General features: G+C 53.3%; 1 protein-coding gene. It reads left to right on the top strand.

The genetic code is table 11. The features are described 5' to 3' along the window. Positions 1 to 8: 8 nt before the first annotated feature. Entirely contained in the window at positions 9 to 19,373 is a 19,365-nt protein-coding gene (locus WN53_RS03885) for a non-ribosomal peptide synthetase (RefSeq protein WP_046808015.1), read from the top strand. Positions 19,374 to 19,397 lie beyond the last annotated feature (24 nt).

Here is a 19,397-nt window from a genome sequence, read left to right as displayed (position 1 = left end):
AAATAATTATGGCGAATAATATGGAAAGAATAACGCTCACCCCCTACCAGACAATTTTTTATTATGAGTGGCTACAGGACCCCGATCGCAGTGATTACAATATTGTGATCGACAATACTATTGTTGGCGAAATAGACAAAAAAAAGTATAACGATAGTTTTGAACAAATGCTTAACGAGCATTTTATTACCCGTCATAACATTGATGACGGACCTGAGGGAGCCTTTTGGGTACCGAGAGAGCCCGTTTTCAATTTAGTCACCTATCACGACACCCCGTTAACCGATGAAGAAATTTATGCGTTAGTTTCTGCCCCCTTTGACTTAAGAAATGGTCCACTGGTACGGATACATTTGATTTCTCTTGGGGCAGAGCGATACCGTACATTGTTTATTTTTCACCATATTGTTGTCGATGGCATCAGTACCGAAGAGATCTGGGACAAATGGCGTAAACGCTATAATGGCATCGACTATCAGGTGCCATCGCTGCAGGAACAGGGGGTTATGCACCAGCAGCTTTGCCATAATTTCGCCACGCTTCTGCAAGAAAAAGGCGAACAAATGCGTGAGTTTTGGCGCGAGCGTCTGGGCGATCTTGAAGGCGTTGATTTACGCTTTTTACAAACGGGCCGCCAGCTTACAACCGCTGCAACCCGGCGTCAGATCGGCGAGTTACTGTTTGGTTTTGATGAAGATATCAGCCGACGTGTAAAGCTGTTACTGCGTAAGTATAAGTTGACCACTTACCTGTTCGGGCAAATGGTCATGGCCCTGCTGTTACACAAAATGTCAGGGCAAAAATCCGTTGCGCTCGCTTACCCGGTGGCGATCTCTGAAGGTAAGGATCTGTTGTATGGCGCGCATATCAATACCTTGGCCATCGATTATCGCTTTGCGGATGATGCGACGATCCGTAGCGTTATTGCCAGTGTTCATCGTTATTACAAATCATTAAAACAGACAAAAGCCAAATATTTACCTGTCCATGAGATCCTGGCTTGTGGCGAGGCCACCGGCGTACTGGATGTCGCTTTTGCCCAAACTTTCCTGCGCGATCATCAGACCCATTTTAGCGGCGTCGTGGATGAGTCGGCCAATCACGACTTTCATATCGACCTGGTGAATGAACTGCTGTTTGAACAGGAGGTGTTAGCGAGTGGTATCAACTATCGCGTCAGGTTTGATAGCAACGTCCTTGATGCCGCATTGGTTGAGAATTTTATTGAGCTCTATAAAGATCTGTTTATTAATACGCTCGATAAGCTGCTGGCGGGTGAAGTAGACACGCCAATAAATTCCATCACGCTGATTGCGCAGCTGCCACACCACACCCAGCATGTATGCGCTGGCGCTAAAGTCCCTCAACATTCGATTGTCGAACAGTTTGAGCGTATGGCCGCGACTTACCCAGCCCGCAACGCCGTTGTTTGTGGCAATCAAACACTTTCCTATCAACAGCTTAATCAGCAGGCCAACCGTCTGGCTGATTACCTAAGGTGTGAACTGCGGATTAAGAGTGGCGATTTCGTCGCCCTGTGTCTTGAAAAGTCGGCAGCAATGCCCGTATGTATTCTTGCCGTACTCAAAACTGGTGCCGCCTATGTTCCGCTTAACCCTGGCGAGGCCGGGAACAGGTTAAGTTTTATTCTGCAGGACACACAAGCTAAAGCCATCTTGGGCGATAGCGCCAGCGTGAGCTATTTGAATGAGATTGCAGAGCTGCCGCAGGTGCCGATTATTGCCGTTGATAACCTACAGTTTCAGCGCGATCTGGTTGCTCAGCAGCAGTCAGAGAACCTTGATATCGCTATAGATCTGAAGCAGTTAGCCTATATTATTTATACCAGCGGCACGACAGGTAAGCCAAAAGGCGTCATGATCGAACACGCGGGCTTAATCAATCTGGCTCGGGTTCAGGGCGAAGCGTTTGGCCTGGCACCTAGCGAGGCGTCGGTAAAGCAATGTCTTTGGTATGCCGCCTATGTTTTTGATGCTCATGTCTCTGAGCTCTTTACGGCGATTGCCAATGGCCATGTGATACATATTTTGCTGGAAGATAAGCGCAAGGATTTTGACGCGTTAGCGGCATATATTGCCGATGCCAGCATTGATATTGCCACCATTCCCCCGGCGTTATTGGATAAAAACTCCCTGTTAGCGCTCTCTACTTTGGTTGTTGCCGGTGAACCTTGTAATCGTGAGATTATGCAACGTTATCGTGCGCAGGGAACCACGGTCATCAATGCCTATGGCCCGACGGAAAGCAGCGTCTGTGCGACGTTGCACTATTACGAAAATGGCGATAGCAACCTCAATATCGGCCTGCCGCTGCTGAATCTTGATGTGCATGTTTTAGATGAACACCTGGCACCTGTCCCCGTCGGTGTGATCGGTGAGCTTTATATCAGTGGCGTTGGCCTGGCCCGGGGTTATCTGAATGATCCGCAGCAGACCGAGCGCGCCTTTATCGCCAACCCCTTCCAGAGCGACGAGCAAAAGCAGCGTAATGAAGCGGCACGGCTGTATAAAACCGGCGATCTTGTCCGCCGCTTGGCCGACGGTCACATTGAGTATGTCGGCAGGCGAGACTCCCAGCTGAAGATCCGCGGTTTCAGAATTGAATTAAGCGAAATTGAAATGCAGCTGGTGCAAATTCCGCAGATTATCCAATCGGCGGTCATTGCACATAAGCTCCCGACGGGAGCGCTGTCGTTAGTTGCCTACTATGTTGCGGATGTTGCCGTGGACAAAGAGCAGATCATTGGGCACCTGGCGGATGCTTTGCCTGACTATATGATCCCGCTGGCCTATGTTCATTTAACGGCGTTCCCGATGACGGTTAACGGTAAATTAAACCGTAAGGCATTACCGCTGCCCGATCTGAGCGGGCAGGATGACTATGTCGCTCCTGCCGATGAGATGGAAAGGGCACTATGCCAGATCTATGGTGAGATATTAGGCCAGGCGCCGGGTCAGGTCGGTGTTAATGACGATTTCTTTAAGCTGGGCGGCGACAGTATCAGCGCCATTCAGATGGTGAGAATGATCCGTCAAAGGCTAAAGGGGACGGCCAGCGTCAAAGAGATTTTCGACTGCAAAACCGTTCGTTTACTGGCCCGGAATATCGTGCTGGATAGCGATGAACATTACATCAAACATCTCTCCGAGTCAGGGATGTTGAGCGGCCCTGCACAGTTGCTGCCGATCCAGCAGTGGTTCTTCGATCGTGTCGATCAGGGGACTTTTGCCGCTTATCAGCACTGGAACCAATCCTTTGTGCTGGATGTTCCCCCGTTGGATATTGGCATACTCAACAAGAGCCTGGCGCTGTTATTTGCCTATCATGATGCCCTGAGACTGGTCTTTACGCGTGACGGTAATGGGGGTTACAGCCAGCACTACCAATCAGACGTCGGCGAAATACCGCTGTCGGTTATTGATGACCCCGTGGATGCCGAGCAACAAATCGCGCTCTTTGATCGGTGGCAAAGTGAGTTTGATATCTTTGGCGGCAAGCTGTGCCATATTGGCTATATAACAAGCGAAAATGCGCCGCGGGCCAAGCTGCACTTTGCTTTCCATCACCTGATTATGGATGCGGTAAGTTGGCATATCATCAAACAGGATCTGGAAAGGATTTATCGCGCGCTGGAAGCAAATGCGGCGAGCATTAGCGATCCCGTTGAGATTTTAGGTGATAAACCCACCAGTTATCGTCAGTGGGCTGCCCAGGTACAGGATTATGCCAACCATCAGGGAGCCAATGAGGAAACGCTTTATTGGCGTACTGTTATTGGCGGCCTGGGTGACTATCGCCAACGGATAGCGCCGCTTTTCACCTCGCCATCGTTGAGCCAACGCGAGTTATCGTTAAACAAAACCTTAACGCAGCATCTGTTGGGTGGGGTACATCATGTGTTCAATACCCAGGTTAACGATCTTCTGTTAGCCAGCTTTGTTGAGATCCTCAATGAGTTTACCGGGCTGCATACCCAGTACCTGACGCTGGAAGGCCATGGCCGAGAAGCGCTCGATATCAGCGTCGATATCAACCGTACGGTAGGTTGGTTGACCACTATGTACCCGGTCCGCTTGAGCAGCGAGGGGGACTGGCGTCAACGGATCGTGACCGTCAAAGAGACCGTTGGCGGGATCCCGCGCCGGGGCGTTGGATTTGCGCCGTTGATGGGGTATGACGCCGACCAACTGCCACCGGTTAGCTTTAACTATTTAGGGCGCTTTGATGAGGTGCAGCAGGAGGGATGGTGCTTCAGCCCGACAAACAGCGGGCAAACCGTTGCGCATGAGAATGGCGAAGCGCATCTGCTCAGCGTCAACTGTGGTGTCGTTGGCGGGGAACTGAGAATACGCCTCTCCGGTTACCTGACGGATGACGTATTGCAACACCTGGCGAGCCGTTACCAGGGGGCGATTGCCGGCGTTATTGAGCGCTTGCTGGCGGAAAGCCGCACCTATCTGACCGCGCGAGACATTGACGGGGTAATACCGCAAGCAACACTTGACGCTCTGCAGCGTGATACCGAGCTGGAGTCGGTTTATCTGGCCAATAGTTTGCAGGAAGGCTTTATTTACCACGCGTTATCGCAGGGTGAAGTCGACGATGCCTACCATACCCAGATGTTCTGGGACTATGACAATGCGCTGGATATCGACTGTCTGAAGCAGGCGTGGTTGCAGGCGCAACAGCATTATCCAACGCTCCGTCTGCGGTTTGATTGGGATGAAGAGTTGGTACAGATTGTTGATGCCCATGCCGCTCTGAACTGGCATTTCTTTGATCTCAGCGGAAAAAGCGAGCAGCAACAGCAAGCCTTCTTCTCTGATTTATCTGCCCAGGATCGAGCAAGGCCTTATGACTTGTCGATCAGCGGGATCTTCCGTGTCTATGTGGTCAAAAATGCAGATGAACGTTACCGCTGCATTTTCAGCTGCCACCACGCCATCATGGATGGCTGGAGTAACCCGCTGCTGATTGAAGCGGTGCATAAATTCTATCTGGCGTTGTTGCGTGGTGACACATTGCCGCAGGCATGTGACCACGGTTTCCACCAGGTTCAGCGCTATATACAGTCGCACAAAAGCGAGCATTTACCCTACTGGCGAGACTATCTGGCAGCACAGGATGAACCCGAAGATTTAAATATCTTGCTGTGCGGGCAGGCGAAGCACGTTCAGTTAAATGAATATAAGCACATTAAAACGTCGAAAACACAGCAGTTGATGTTTGATGAGCCGTGTTACCAACAGCTGAAATCGTTCACCGCCGAGAACGCGATAACCCTTAATGCGCTATTGCAATATTGCTGGCATAAAGTGCTCAGTATTTATTCTGGCAATGCGGCCAGCATCGTTGGCACGGTGGTTTCAGGCCGTAACCTGCCCGTGGATGGCATTGATCAAACGGTAGGATTATTGATCAACACACTGCCGCTGATCGTCGATCATCAGGCTTCTGTGTCGGTCCTCACGGCTATTCAAAACCTGCAGGACGCGATCAACGAGGCGAATACCCGCAGCCATGTCAATCTGGCTCAGCTACAACCGGCAGGAAAACGCCTGTTTAACTCTTTGTTTGTCTATGAAAACTACCCGATGCCCAGTGGGGATATCGATAGCGATTTACGGCTACGTTTTGCCAGCGCTAACGAGAAACAAGATTATCCGTTGGTAGTGACCGTGCTGGAACAGCAGCACCTGGCATTGAGCCTGCACTATGCCGGTGAACTGTTTGACGACGTGCTGATCGAACAGCTGCTGAACACGATGAGAACGTTGGTAGAAAATATTGTTCAGGGTGCCTCTCAGTCTCAAACCGAGTTGCCTTATCTACAGGCAGCGCAGTATCAAACGATGATCCACCAGTGGAATGATACCCGCAGGCCCTACGAGCAGGATAAAACCCTCGCCGCGCTGTTTGAAGCTCGCGTGGCCGCTTCACCAGACAGCGTCGCCGTAGAATTTAACGACGTGGTGTTAACGTACGCACAGTTAAATCAACAGGCGAACCAGCTAGCGCATTATTTGCAGCAATGTTGCCAGCTGCGCGCCAACGATCTCGTGGGTCTCTATCTTGAGCGCAGTGAGCAGTTGGTCATTGCTATTCTGGCCATACTGAAAGCGGGCGCGGCCTATGTGCCGATGGATCCGGATTCCCCCGATGAGCGCAATGGCTATATTATCGCGGATGCCAAGGTAAAAGCGGTGCTTTGCCAACGGCAGGCTTTGCAAAGGGTAGACCTGATGGCACCCGGCGCCATGCTTATCCCTCTTGACGCACCAGATACCACTGCGCGTTTGGCGCGCTGTGCAACAGATAACCCATGCAGCAATACCGGCCCCGAAGATCTGGCGTATGTCATTTATACCAGTGGCACGACGGGATACCCTAAAGGGACGTTGATAGAGCAACGCTGTGTGAACCGGCTGGTGATTAATCCCAACTATGTTGAGATCGGTGAACAGGATCGCATTCTTGGTATTTCAGGCTATCAGTTTGATGCCTCCATTTATGACATCTTTGGCGCGTTGTTAAATGGCGCCGCGTTGGTGATTGCCGATAAGCCAAATATCCTGGATTTAGACCGTCTCTCTCAGCTGATTGTCGATCGTCAGATCAGCAATTTCTTTGCCACGACCGCCTTCTTTAATACGCTGGTGGATGCTGAACTGCCTGGGTTGCAGCGGTTGAACTACCTGCTGTTCGGCGGTGAGCAGGTGTCCGTTAACCACGTTAATCGTTTTAGAACGCTTTACCCTCAGGTCAAGTTGGTACATGTTTACGGGCCGACGGAAACGACAACCTACGCTACGGCCTATTTGACCAACACGGCGACGCAGGCGTTTGATTACACTGTTCCCATCGGTCAGCCAATCAGTAATACCCAGCTGTATATACTCGACGAACAGCTGCGCCCCGTCCCACAGGGGGCCATCGGTGAGCTGTATATCGGTGGCGCTGGCGTTGGGCGCGGCTATCTGAATAATCCGCAGGCGACAGCGGACGCGTTTATTGCCAATCCGTTCCGCAGTGACGCCGAACGCAGCCGTGGTGAAAACGCCCGCCTTTATAAAACCGGGGATCAAGGCCGTTATCTGCCGGACGGTAACATCGAATACCTGGGCCGCAATGACTTCCAGGTTAAAATCCGTGGCTTCCGTATTGAGCTGGGGGAAATCGAAGCTCGGCTGATCGACCATCCTGCCATCCAGCAGGCACTGGTCCTGGCGAGCACTAACCCGGCGGGGCATACCCATCTGACGGCGTACTACGTCGCGCAGGACCCCTTGGAGCAAGATGTGTTGCGCGCCCATCTGCAACAGGTTCTGCCGGACTACATGGTGCCGTCTGCCCTGGTTCACCTGCTATCGCTACCGATGACCGTCAACGGCAAGGTCGATCGCGCGGCCTTGCCGGTCCCCACGTTTGAAGCGCAGGCAGACCGGGTAGCACCAGAGACGGCGACCGAGCAGCAACTGGCCGAGATCTTCGCCGAACTGCTCGCCATCCCGCAGGACAGCCTCAGCGTGCTGGACGATTTCTATCGCCTGGGGGGCAACAGTATCCTGGCGATCAAGCTGGTGGGCCGTTTGACCCGCGCGTTAGAAAAAAGCGTGCACGTCTCTGACCTGTTCCGCCTGAGATCCATCCGGGCGCTGGCGGCATTTATTGACGGCGAAGCGCAAGGCTGCCAGGTCATCCAGGCACCGTCGATCGCCCGGCCTGAGGAACAGCGACTGTCGTTTGCCCAGGAGCGCCTGTGGTTTATCGACCGTTATGAAGAAGGCAGCAACGCCTACAACGTCCCACTTACGCTCAAGCTGCAGGCCGGTACCGATCCGCAGAAAGTGGCCCAGGCCCTGATGAAGGTGATCGCGCGTCATGAAGCGCTGCGCACCCTGATCCTGTGTGACGACGACGGGCAGGGGTATCAATATATCCTGCCAGCAGAGACCTTCTCACTGACCGTACCGCACGAAATATGCGACAGCGTGCAAGCGCTGCATGCGCGGCTGCACGAGCATCAGCACCGGGTATTTGACCTGGCGCAGGAGTGCCCAATTGCAGCCAGCAGTTATACGCTGGCGGGAGCCCACTACTTCAGCATCGTTATTCACCACATTGCGTTTGATGGCTGGTCGGTAGATCTGCTGCTAAAAGAGTTGCTGCACTATTACCGCGTGTTCACCGGAGAGGCCAGCAATGAACTCCCGGCACCGCCGGTGCAGTACCGGGAATTTGCGCTGTGGCAGCGCCAACACCTGCAGGGGGCCACGCTGGACAAGCAACTGGCCTACTGGCACGGGCAACTGGCGGACCATGAACCGCTCAACCTGCCGACGGACCATGTACGTCCACTGCAATTGGATTACCGCGGCGACGATATCACCTTCCAGCTGGATGCGGAGACCAGTGCCGAGCTGCGGGCGTTGGCCGCCTCGTTGAACGTCAGCCTGTACACGGTACTGCTGAGCGGTTATTACCTGCTGCTGGGCGTTTACAGTAACCAGCAGGATATCGTGTTGGGGACGCCGATAGCGGGCAGGCATTACCCGGGGGTGGAAGACACCATGGGCCTGTTTGTCAATACGCTGGTCCTGAGAAGGCAGATAGACGTCAGCCAAACGGTCAGAGAATTTATTGGCGAAACGGGCCAACAGGTCAGTGAAGCGCATACCCATCAGGATCTGCCTTTCGAAAAGCTGGTTGAAGCCCTGAAGACGGAGAAAGACAGTTCAAGGCACCCGATATTCCAGGTGATGTTCAGTCTCCAATCGTTTGGTGCCACAGGACGTACGGAAGGAGAAAGCCTGTTTGAGCAGTATGACGCGCAAGAAGGGGCATATCGGGCAGCGAAGTTCGATTTGACCGTGATGCTGGACGACAGCGAAGAGGCGATCGGTGGCGTCTTCAACTATGCGACGGCGCTGTTCAACGGGCAAACGATGCAGAACTACATTGCGACCTATCGGCATATCCTGCGCCAACTGGGTACGCTGTGCAGTCAGGGGCGTTCCCTTGCGGAGCTCCAGTACCTGGATACGGCGCAATACGAGCAAATCATCTGCCAGGGGAACCGCACCGAATGCGACTACCCACGGGAGATGACGATCCACGAAATGTTCGAGGCGCAGGTAGCAAGGACCCCAGAGAATATCGCTCTGGTGTTTGAGGGGGTGAGCCTGACCTATCGGCAGTTGAATGAACGTGCCAACCGGTTGGCGGCTTATTTGAGAGCGCAGTTTGTTTTACAACCGGACGATCTGATCGGGCTTTGCCTGGAAAGATCGGAGCGCATGATCGTGAGTATCCTGGCGGTATTGAAAGCCGGTGCGGCCTATGTACCGCTTAGCCCCGATATGCCCGCGGAGAGAATGCTCTGGACGATAGAAAATATTCATTCCCGCGTTATTCTGACGGAGTTGGGCACGCAAGAGGCGCTGGCCAAGCTGATTGATCCACAGAAGACGGCGCTGCTGTGCGTGGACGATCCTGAGTTGATAGCGCGGGCTGCCAGCCACCAGGTGGTTAATGTGGCAACCCAAACCAAACCTGACAATCTGATTTATGTCATCTATACCAGCGGGACGACGGGAACCCCTAAAGGGGTGATGATTGAGCATCATTCTGTCGCCAATCTTGTGGAGGCGCAGCGGAGTATCTTTGGCACTGAGATCTGCCAGGCCGGAGAGACGACAAAAAGTTACCTCTTCTATTCAAATTATACCTTTGACGCGCATGTCCTGGATGTGTTCAGCCCGTTGCTGACCGGCCATTGCTTACATGTCTTGTCTAAAGAGATACGTTTGAATTTCGCGGCGCTGGCTGCCTACATTAAACAACATGCCATTGATATCGGCTTTGTGCCTCCTGCGCTGCTCAATAACAATGAAACACTGGGGCTTTCCACGCTAATCCTGGGAGGGGAGGTGGCCAGTAGCAGCGTGATGGAGCGCTATAGCGCTCAGGGGGTAAAAGTAGTTAACTGTTATGGCCCAACGGAAACCACGGTCTTTGTCACCAGGAACGTTTACCAAACGGGCGATAGCAATACCATCATTGGCCGGCCAATAGGCAATGCTGACGCTTATATTCTGGACGGTTGTCTACGGCCGCTCCCTGCGGGTGCCGTGGGTGAACTCTATATTAGTGGTGACTGTGTAGGTCGTGGCTATTTAAATAATCCTGAGGCGACTCATCAGGCGTTTATCGTCAATCCATTGCAAAGTGATGAAGATAAAGCTCGAGGACGTCACGATCGGCTGTATAAAACGGGCGATTTAGTCCGTTACCTGAACGACGGTAAGATTGACTATATTGGGCGTAATGATGCCCAGGTGAAGATCCGTGGCTTCAGGATCGAATTGGCCGAAATCGAAAGTTGTCTGACCCAATATCCACAGATTGAACAGGTTGTGGTACTGGCACTGGAGCATGACTCGGGGCAAAAGTACCTGGTGGCCTATTATGTTGCGCCAGACGCATTGCCAGCAGATGTGCTGTCTGAGCATCTGCAACAGCGTTTACCTGCCTATATGATCCCTACGGCGTTTGTTCATTTAACGGCATTGCCGATGAACATGAACAATAAGTTGGATCGTAAAGCCTTACCTCTGCCGATATTAACGGATGAGGCGAACTACGTGGCCCCAGCCAACGAGAGTGAAATGCTGATCTGCCGCGTATTTGCGGAGGTATTACAGCTTAAGGATTATGCGGTGGGGGTCACCGATGACTTCTTCCGTTTAGGCGGGGACAGTATCAGCAGTATCCAACTGGCGAACAAACTCAAAAAGTTATCTGGCCACCATCTCACGGTGAAAGACATCTTTGCCCACAGAACGGCCAAGGCATTGAGCACTTACCTGCTGCAACGTCAGGGTGACAATTTGCCGGTTATCCAGTCAGAGGCGGGCATGCTGGCGGATGACCTCCCCTTGGCGCCGATCCAGCGCTGGTTCTTCCAGGCCGTAGAGTCAGGGAAATTGCCTGATGCTGGGCATTGGAACCAGGCATTTATGGTTAAAGTGCCCACGTTAAACGTTGAGCTACTGCGTTTGAGCGTGGCGAAACTGGTTGAATACCATGATATTTTGCGGGCCGTTTACCCGAAAGATGCCGCTGCCGGCCACTACCGTCAAACGATAGCGACGTTGCCATTTGATGCGATCAATCAACAGGACTTCACAGCCGTTCAGCTCGATGCGCAGTTGACGGCCTGGCAGAACCGTTTTTGCCTGGCAGAAGGGCCACTGTTCCATATCGGTTATATTGCAGGCTACGCTGACGAGACTGCGCGTATCCATGTGGCGGTACACCATCTCAATATTGATGCGGTCAGCTGGCGTATTATTAACCAAGACTTACGCACGCTTTACCAGTTCTTTGCTGCACAAGGCGATAACCTGGATGCGACGGTTGATGCGCAAACTATCCTGGGCCAGAAAGGCACGAGTTACCGCCAATGGGTCAACTCACTGCAAAACTACCCAGCCGTTGCCGTGAACAACCATAGGGATGAGAGGCATTACTGGGATAACCTGACCACGGAGTTGGACGGCTGGCACCAGCGTTTGGACGCCCATCGCGTGGGGACGCTCAATCGTACGATGATAAGCTTGTCGCCAGAGCACACCGGTTGCCTGTTGCGAGACCTTCATCATGTTTATCACACCGAGGTGAACGATATTCTGCTGACCGTACTGGCGGATGCGTTGTCGCAGGTGGTTGGCGGTGACAGCCAGTATGTCCTGCTGGAAGGGCATGGCCGAGAGGCGATGTTTGACGATGTGGATATCAACAATACCGTCGGTTGGTTTACCTGCATGTATCCGGTCAATCTGCGTATTGAGCAGCGTGACCTTGTACGCAATTTACCGCTGATTAAAGACAGGCTACGAACCCCTCCTCACCATGGCTTGGGCTATGGCGTGCTGGTTGGCTATGATGCGCAGGCATTGCCCGCCGTGACCTTCAACTACCTTGGCCAGTTCGATGGCGATGAACGAGATGGCGAGTGGGCGTTTGTTCAGGAATCTACGGGGTCGGCATTATCAGCGAATAACCGCACAACGGACTTCTTAGCGCTGAACGGCGGTGTGCTCAATGGCCAATTACAATTCCTGGTCGAAGGGGATCTCAGCCCGGAACAGCTCGAACTGTTTGCCACGACTTATCGCCAGCGGTTAATCCAGTTGATCGACGAGCTTAAGCGGTCATCTCGCTCTTATCTCACCGAGTCTGATGTTAAGGGTGTGGTCTCCGGTGAATTGTTAGCGCGCCTCCAGCAGGATGAAGAGGTTGCGGCGATTTATCCGGCTAACAGCCTGCAACAAGGATTTATTTATCATTACGTCCTGCAAGGCGATATCGACAACGCCTACCGTACGCAAATGGTCTGGCACTATCGCAATGCGTTGGATGTCGAGCTGTTAAAACGGGCGTGGCAATGCAGCCAGGCGAAATATCCGGCGCTGCGGCTAAGATTCTGCTGGCAGGAAGAGTTTGTGCAGATTGTCGATAAGCAAGGCACCTTTGGTTGGCAGTTTATCGATATCAGTGAGCAGGACGAACGTGCACGAGCAAGCACCGTGGCTGAACTCATCGAGCAGGATCAGCAGACCCATTTCGATTTGTCTGCTAGCGGGTTATTCCGGCTGTATATCGTTAAGTGCGCGGACGATCACTATATTTGTCTGTTTAATAACCATCACGCGATTCTGGACGGCTGGAGCCTGCCGATCTTGCTCAATGACGTGCACCAAAATTATCTGGCCCTGCAACAGGGAAGCGCGCCGGAGCAAGCCGCAGATCAAAGCTATCTGGAGGCACAGGCATTGCTACAGACGGTTAGCCAGGAAACCGAGCAGTTCTGGCAAAACTATCTGAGTGGCCTGGAGGTGCAAGAGAATCTCACTGGCCTGCTAAAGCCGGAGATGAAACACGTCAATTTAAGTGAATATAAACACCTGCAAGATCCCCAGACGGTATCGACCGCATTGGCTGGTGAGCTTTACCACGGGCTGAAGGCGCTCTCGCGGCAGCATGGCGTGACGTTGAATGCGCTGATGCAGTATTGCTGGCACCAGCAGCTCAGTCTTTATAGCCATGCGGACGTGACGATTGTGGGCATGACGGTGTCTGGCCGTAATCTGCCGGTAGATGAGATAGAGCGATCTGTAGGGTTATATATCAATACGTTGCCTGTGGTTCTGGCGCACACCGATGAGGCGATCATCGATAACGTCAAACGCCTGCAGGCTCATATTAATGACATCAATAGCTACAGCAATATCAGCCTGATCACGCTGCAAAAGGCGGGGGTACGTCTGTTCAACTCGCTATTCGTGTTTGAAAACTATCCGGTGCCTGCCGAGAACGCCGAGAGCCCATTCAAACTTGAGTTTGAGGACAGTGATGAAAAACTGGACTACCCGTTGGGCATCATGGTGTATGAACAGGATGGGCGGATTGAGTTCAAGATCAACTATGCGGGCGAGCTGTTCAGCCGCTCGGCCATTGAGGGCGTGCTGCAAGGAATACGGCTCACCGTACAGCAGTTGATCGCGGACCCGGCCATTGCTCCCCAGAAGTTATCGCTGCTGACGCAGGACGACTATACGCAGCTGGTAGCAAACCAGCCGCGGGTTCAGGTTGCCGTGGAGCGACATAAACGGGTCGGTCAGATGTTTGAAGAGCAGGCAGCCAGAACGCCGGATGCTTTGGCGTTGGTGTATCAGGATACGCGGTTGACGTATCGCGAGTTAAATCAGCGGGTGAACCAGTTGGCGGCTTACCTGCAGGCGAACTTTGCGATACAGCCAGACAGCGCGATTGCCCTCTATTTTGATAAGTCGACCCATATGGTCATTGCCATGCTGGCCGTGCTCAAGGCCGGGGCGGCCTATGTCCCGATTAGCCCTCAGGCACCGTTGGAGCGCTTGAGCCTGCTGGTTGACGACGTTAAACCGGTGCTGATCCTGACGCAGCAGCATTATGGTGCACGCATCGCTGGCTGTGGTTTCCCTGTGCTGGATATTGATAACCCGCAACTGGCCAACAGGCTGGCGCAGATCGATGACAGCAACGTGCAGTCACGCACCCAGCCAGACGATTTGGCTTATATCATCTATACCAGCGGCACCACTGGCCGGCCAAAAGGGGTGATGATTGAACATCACTCGTTAATCAACCTGGCGCAAGGGCAGTCAGACCTGCTAGGTATGCCTACGGGCTATGAGCAGGCTGCCAGGCTAAACACGCTGTGGTATTCGGAATATGTTTTCGATGCCCATGCGCTGGATGTCTTCTGTGCCTTGTTGAATGGCCATTGCCTGCATATTCTGGCAGAACACCAACGTCTCGACTTTATCGCGCTCTCTGCCTATATCAGGGATCACGCCATCGAGTTTGCCTTTATTCCTCCGGCGTTACTGGCGCAGAATGAACTCCTGGAGCTGTCCACGCTGGTTGTTGGTGGGGAGTGTCTCGATGCGGCGATGATTGACCGCTACTGTGAGGCCGGAGTCCGGTTGATCAACGGTTACGGGCCTAGCGAAACCACCGTTTGGGCGACGGCGCGGATCTATCAACCTGGCGATGCCAATACCAATATCGGCAAGGCGATCAACAACGTTTGTGTTTATCTGCTGGATCGCCATCTGCGCCCCGTCCCACAAGGGGCGATTGGTGAGCTGTATATCGGTGGCGCTGGCGTTGGGCGCGGCTATCTGAATAACCCGCAGGCGACAGCGGACGCGTTTATTGCCAATCCGTTCCGCAGTGATGCCGAACGTAGCCGTGGTGAAAACGCCCGCCTTTACAAAACCGGGGACCGGGGCCGTTACCTGCCGGACGGTAACATCGAATACCTGGGCCGCAATGACTTCCAGGTTAAAATCCGTGGCTTCCGTATTGAACCGGGGGAGATCGAAGCCCGGTTGAACGACCATCCTGCCATCCAGCAGGCACTGGTCCTGGCGAGCACGAACCCGGCGGGGCATACCCATCTGACGGCGTACTACGTCGCACAGGAGCCCTTGGAACAGGAGATGTTGCGCGACCATCTGCAACAGGTTCTGCCGGACTACATGGTACCGTCGGCCCTGGTTCACCTGCTATCGCTTCCGATGACCGTCAACGGCAAGGTCGATCGTGCCGCCTTGCCGGTCCCGACGTTTGAGGCGCAGGCAGATCGGGTAGCACCGGAGACGGCGACCGAGCAGCAACTGGCTGGGGTCTTCGCCGAACTGCTCGCCATCCCGCAGGACAGTCTCAGCGTGCTGGACGACTTCTATCGCCTGGGGGGCAACAGCATTCTGGCGATCAAGCTGGTGGGCCGTTTGACCCGCGCGTTAGAAAAAAGCGTGCACGTCTCTGACCTGTTCCGCCTGAGATCCATCCGGGCGCTGGCGGCATTTATTGACGGCGAAGCGCAAGGCTGCCAGGTCATCCAGGCACCGTCGATCGCCCGGCCTGAGGAGCAGCGGCTGTCGTTTGCCCAGGAGCGCCTGTGGTTTATCGACCGTTATGAAGAAGGCAGCAACGCCTACAACATCCCACTTACGCTCAAGCTGCAGGCCGGTACCGATCCGCAGAAAGTGGCCCAGGCGCTGATTAAGGTGGTTGACCGGCACGAAGTGCTGCGCACCCTGATCCTGTGTGACGACGACGGGCAGGGGTATCAACATATTCTGCCAGCAGAGACATTCTCACTGAGCATATCGCACGAAACATGTGACAGCGTACAAGCGTTGCATACACGGCTGCACGAGCATCAGCACCGGGTGTTTGACCTGGCGCAGGAATGCCCGATTGTGGCCCAGTGCTATACGCTGGCGGGAGCAGACTACTTCAGCATCGTCATTCACCACATCGCGTTTGACGGCTGGTCGGTAGATCTGCTGTTAAAAGAGTTACTGCACTATTACCGCGTGTTCACCGGAGAGGCCAGCAATGAACCCCCGGCACCGGCGGTGCAGTACCGGGAATTTGCGCTGTGGCAGCGCCAACACCTGCAAGGGGCCACGCTGGACAAGCAACTGGCCTACTGGCATGGGCAACTGGCGGACCATGAACCGCTCAACCTGCCGACGGACCATGTGCGCCCACTGCAATTGGATTACCGCGGCGACGATATCACCTTCCAACTGGATGCGGCGACCAGTGCCGAACTGCGGGCATTGGCCGCCTCGTTGAACGTCAGCCTGTACACGGTACTGCTGAGCGGTTATTACCTGCTGCTGGGCGTTTACAGTAACCAGCAGGATATCGTGTTGGGGACGCCGATAGCGGGCAGGCATTACCCGGGGGTGGAAGACACCATGGGGCTGTTCGTCAATACGCTGGTCCTGAGAAGGCAGATAGACGTCAGCCAAACGGTCAGAGAATTTATTGGCGAAACGGGGCAGCAGGTCAGTGAAGCGCATACCCACCAGGATCTGCCTTTCGAGAAGCTGGTTGAAGTGCTGAAAACGGAGAAAGACAGTTCAAGGCACCCGATATTCCAGGTGATGTTCAGTCTCCAATCGTTTGGCGCAGCGGGACGCACCGAAGGAGAAAGCCTGTTTGAGCAGTATGACGCGCAAGAAGGGGCGTATCGGGCGGCGAAGTTCGATTTGACCGTGATGCTGGATGACAGTGAAGAGGCGATCGGTGGCGTCTTCAACTATGCGACGGCCCTGTTCAACGGGCAAACGATGCAGAACTACATTGCGACCTACCAGCATATCCTGCGCCAACTGGGTACGCTGTGCAGCCAGGGGCGTTCCCTCGCTGAGCTTCAGTACCTGGATTCGGCGCAATACGAGCAAATCATTTTCCAAGGGAACCGCACCGAATGCGACTACCCACGGGAGATGACGATCCACGGGATGTTCGAGGCGCAGGTAGCAAGGACTCCAGAGAATATCGCTCTGGTGTTTGAGGGCGTGAGCCTGACCTATCGGCAGCTGAATGAACGGGCTAACCGCTTGTCGGTTTACTTGAGAGAACGCTTTGCTGTCCGCACTGGCGATCTGGTGGCGCTGTGTTTAAACCGCTCTGAGCATATGCAGGTCGCGATACTGGCCATTCTCAAGGCGGGGGGCGCTTACGTTCCACTGGATCCGCTGGCACCGGATGACCGGGTCAGTTACATGTTGGACAACGCCGGTATCGATATCATCTTGACGGCACATCCTGGCGACGAGAAAGCCGCAGCGCTAGCAGCAACCGGCAGAACCGTTATCGATGTCGCCGATCGGGAAACGTCATCCGATATTGCCCGCTACCCAGGTGAAAACCAGCCTTCATCGGTGCGGTCTAGCGATTTGGCTTACATCATCTATACCAGCGGCACCACGGGCAATCCTAAAGGCGTCATGCTAGAGCATCACAGCGTGATCAACCGTATTGTCTGGATGCACAAGCAATATCCGATCACGGCGCAGGATCGTATCTTGCAAAAGACCAACTACACCTTCGATGTTTCAGTGTGGGAGCTGTTCTGGGCTAACTGGTACGGGGCCTGTATCGTTTTTGCCTCGCAGGAGGCCTATAAAGATAATGTCTATCTGGCAGAACTGATTGAACAGCAACAGGTAACGACGCTCCATTTCGTCCCTTCAATGCTGTCGGCATTCCTTGAAACCCTGGAAGGGCAGAGTGCGTTGCAGGCCAAACTGGGCAGCCTTAACTACCTGTTTTGCAGCGGAGAGGCGTTAAACGTGGGGGAAGTCAGAAAATGCCAGCGCTTACTGCCGCATTGCCAGATCCACAATCTGTATGGCCCAACGGAAGCGACGGTGGATGTGCTGTTCTACGACTGTAACGCACGCTCCATCAAGGATGTGTTAATCGGTAAGCCGATCGACAATACTTCCGCCTACGTGCTGAATGCACAACTGCAACCCATTCCACCGGGGGCAATTGGCGAGTTATTCATTGGTGGCGTCGGTGTCGCTAGAGGTTACATGAATAATAAGCTATTGACGGATAAGGCTTTCCTAAACAATCCATTCCAGAGCAGTGAGGAGAAGGGACGGGGTTACAATGGCCGGATGTATAAAACCGGCGATGTGGTTCGCTATTTAGCCGATGGCAATATCCAATATCTGGGCCGCAATGACTTCCAGGTTAAAGTGCGTGGTTACCGTATTGAGCTGGGCGAAATCGAAACGCGCCTGGCCAGTTATCCGGACGTTAATCATGCGGTGGTGATCGCCAGTGAGCGTGGCAGCAACGATAAATATCTGGTGGCTTATTATGTTGCCGCGCAGGAAATTTCCACCGAAAAGCTATGCGCTCATCTGCGGGAAACCCTGCCAGATTATATGGTGCCTAGCGTATTTGTTCATTTGACGGCGCTGCCGGTGACCTCCAACGGTAAGTTGAACAGAAGGTTGTTACCTGAGCCGCAAATAACCCATTCCGTGACCTATGTGGCACCGGAAAACAAGGTTGAAAAAACGCTGTGTGAGTTACTCGCCGATACGCTGCAAGTTTCCTTTGAGGCAATCAGCATGGAGGATAACTTCTTTGCGCTGGGCGGCAACAGCATCCTGGCGATGAGGTTGAACAACCGGATTAACCAGGTGCTGAGGGTTAAAATACGTCTGCTTGATATTATCAATGCGCGCACCCTCAGCGAGTTATCGCAAGCCATTGCACAGGCTCAAGGGAAGTCATTTGAGGTGATCGTGCCATTTAATACGGTAACGCAAAAACCACAGATGTTTATGGTTCACCCTGGGATGGGGAACTGTTCGGTCTACCAATCCTTGGCCAATAGGCTGAGTGAGCGTTACTGCTGTTATGGGGTTGATTCATATAACTTCTATCATGAGCAGAAGATCGAGCGGCTTGATGAGTTGGCGCGTTATTATCTGGAGCATATCGATCGCATTCTTGATGTCAGCCAACCGGTCACCTTATTAGGCTGGTCGTTGGGCGGGAAGATTGCACTGGAGATCGCGGCCTATTTAGAAGCGCGTGGGGTTAAGGAGATCACGGTCTATCTGCTGGATACCTGGTTGTTAAGTGAAGATCATTATCAGCGCAATGAGTCATCCTTTAACCTGGACTCTATGATGGAGCGGTTACAAATCCCACATTATTTAAGACATAATGTCGAATCGGTTGTCGTAAGCGATAAGGTGTTGAATATACAGCCACTATCTGCCGTATTAAAACAGACTCAGATCGTGTTGTTTAAGGCGATGGAGGAGATCGGTTATGAGGAGTATCAACAATACCGGTTTAACAACATTGATGCTGGTGTTGAAAACATTGCCCAACTACAGCTGTTTGAAATAGCAGCCAGTCACTTTACCTTGCTAGAAAAGGAGGATGAGTTGATTAGCCACATCCGCTAATTTATTTTTTGGCGCTGGGCAGGG

It is taken from the genome of Serratia fonticola (assembly GCF_001006005.1).
Classification (GTDB): domain Bacteria; phylum Pseudomonadota; class Gammaproteobacteria; order Enterobacterales; family Enterobacteriaceae; genus Chania; species Chania fonticola.
Note: the sequence above shows the minus strand (reverse complement) of the source record. Positions and strands in the feature narration are given on the sequence as shown.